The 2,717-nt window shown below is 58.3% G+C and carries 2 protein-coding genes; both read right to left on the bottom strand.

What is annotated here, in order from left to right:
* Positions 1-520, bottom strand: a 520-nt coding sequence (locus A3A5_RS0116735) for a phage integrase N-terminal SAM-like domain-containing protein (protein ID WP_018311696.1), incomplete at its 3' end; no start/stop codon positions are given.
* 236 nt (positions 521-756) lie between these two features.
* Positions 757-2,717 (bottom strand): prolyl oligopeptidase family protein (locus A3A5_RS0116730; RefSeq protein ID WP_018311695.1); only part of this gene is annotated, 1,961 nt, incomplete at its 5' end.

Here is a 2,717-nt window from a genome sequence, read left to right as displayed (position 1 = left end):
CAAATTTTACAGGCGCTTCGGGAGTGAGCAGTTGGCGTTCTGTATAAAGAAATGGGTTCACGCGGATGACCATGCGCTTGCTGTCGATATCGGTGACCTTCAGGTGTGCAACTTCTGAAATTCGCAGGCCGGCGGCATACGCGGTCATTAGCGTGGCCCGGTGCTTCAGGCTGGGAATGGCATCGAAGAAGGCTTTAACCTCGTCGAAGCTCAGGATGACCGGTAGTCTCACCGGCTTCTTCGGCAGGGGAAAATCCTCGTCGCTCCAGTCGCGCTTGAGCGTCACGCGGTAGAGAAAGCGCAGTGCACCGATCGTTGCGCCGAGACTGGCGGGTGCCAGCTTGCGCTCTTCGAGGAGGTAGACGAGCCAGGTCCGGATCTCGTCGGGACCCAGCAGTTCGGGCGAGCGGTGGAAGTGCCGGGCGAAACTGCGTACCTGAATCAGATAGGACTTCTGTGTGTTCTCGGCGAGATTACGGATCTCCATGTCGTTCAACATGCGTTGGCGCAGCGGCGTCATGACTAACCTCCTGGAAGCAGTGGTGGAGCCCGGTTGGGCATCCACATACTGCTCCTGGAGGTATCTGCGTCCCCTCGTTGGAATCCTGCGTCAACTCACCACTGCCGGTGAACGCCAGCCATGGGCGCTCGCTCACCTCCCACTCCCGCGTCAGCGGGTTAGTACTTAGGCATATCCCGGTCGACCCTCTTTATCTTCGTGATAGCGGAGGCACGCCCCCCTCGTGAAAAACCGGGTTACGCGTTCGGTCGTAACAACGCCCCAATCTTCGCCCGCAGGAACTCAAATGTCGTTGCACTGGCGCGGGCTATGGTTTCGGGTTCGACGCCAGCGCCATGACCGCCATCGCGCTGTTCTAGGTAGCAGACCTCGCCATGTCCGAGTGCCTGCATTTTCGCCACCATCTTGCGTGCATGGCCTGGATGCACGCGATCGTCAGTGGACGATGATGTGAATAGAACCGGCGGATAGGAGACGTCGGGCTTTACGTTGTGATAGGGCGAGTAAGCCATCAGCATCCGGCGATCGTCGGCATCGTCGGGATTGCCGTACTCGTCGACCCACAAAGCGCCCTGCAACAACAGGTGAAAGCGTGACATGTCGAGGACTGGCACATGCGAGATAACGGCACCGAACAAATCCGGGCGCTGGATCATGCACGCTGCGGTTAACAACCCGCCGTTGCTCGCCCCTTGGATCGCGAGTTGCTCCGGGGTGGTAACACTGGAGCCGATCAATGCCTCAGCGACGGCAATGAAATCACCAAATGCGACCGGACGTTTTTCTCGTTGCGCGGCTTGATGCCAGCCAGGCCCGAACTCACCTCCCCCCCGGATGCTTGCGATTGCGTACACACCGCCCGGTTCGAGCCAGGAGAATCCCAAAGTGTCCATATAGGCGGGTGTATCGAGCGGGATTTCGAATCCGCCGTATCCATAGAGCAGGCAAGGTCGAGGGGTACCCTGAAGATCTGCCTCGCGGCCGATCACCCAATACGGAATCTGCACGCCATCGGGCGCCATGGCATGCCGGCGCAACGCGACGAATCCGGTTGAATCGAAGCGTGCGGGAAGCTGCCCGAGTTGGTGCCAAGGTGTGTCACTGGAGAGATCGGCATGGTACAGCGCTGGTGGTGTCAGGAAGTGATCGACGTAGATCAGTACAGTGTCATCGCGTGCTCTATCGACGGCGGTCACAGATGCTTCGCATCCGGCCGGCAACGGATACGCTCGAGATTGCCACGTGTCGTCGACCGAGTCTGGCGGATGCCAAAGCGTCACGCGGGTAACGCTTTCGCTCTTGTCAGAGACGATTAGCCAGTGCTTCGTATAACCCACCCCCGACAGTACGTTCTCGTCAGTTGGCGTGAAAAGTACGGTGAAGTGGCGATCACCGTCGAGAAATGCGTCACGTCGAATGGCCAGTAAAGAACCGCCCCGATAAATCGTCTCGTTGACGTGCCAATTGGTGCGCGGCGTGACGAATAGCCATTCGTTCCACTCAAACAAAGCAGCCGTATTACGCGGCACATCGTACAACCGCCATTCACCAGCCTTTTCGTCGAGCCAGAATTGCTCCCTTTCGTAGAATGTTGTGCTGCGCCTTGCAATATGACGTGCTTGGATTGGGTCGTAATTCGCTGACGCACCCAAGTCGTCAGGCTCGCATTCGAACACCACCGGCGCATCTGCAACTGGCGTTCCGCGCTTCCATCTGCGCACCTGTCGCGGGTGACCGGAAACAGTGACAGCGGGGGCCGCGTTTACTGCGCTGTCATCCCAGCTCACATAAACCGTATCTCGATCGATCCATGCAACGCTGTGGTGACCGGAATCTGGTAGTTCGAATCCGTTCTCAACAAACGCACGCGCTTCCACGTCGAATTCCCGCACGATACAAGTATCGGAACCGCCGGGCGAAAGGAAGACCAGTGCGCGATCAGCAGTGGGATAAATAAGATGAAAGTCGGCCAGAGCCCAGCGCGTGCCGTCCCCGTTTCGGTTGTTCAAGTCAAGCGCATCGACCTCCAGTACCACTTCCCATTGTGGGTTGCCCTCGATCCAGGCATTCCAGGGCGTACGCCGTACGAAACCGAGCGGATGCGCTCCGTCAAGCCAAGTATTGTAAGCCCAGTTACCCCAGCGCGAGCATATGACGATGCGATCTTGGGCCATCATGGTCTCGACGAGCCGCTTAG

Origin of the sequence: Cupriavidus sp. UYPR2.512 (genome assembly GCF_000379565.1) — a bacterium.
Taxonomy (GTDB): domain Bacteria; phylum Pseudomonadota; class Gammaproteobacteria; order Burkholderiales; family Burkholderiaceae; genus Cupriavidus.
Note: the sequence above shows the minus strand (reverse complement) of the source record. Positions and strands in the feature narration are given on the sequence as shown.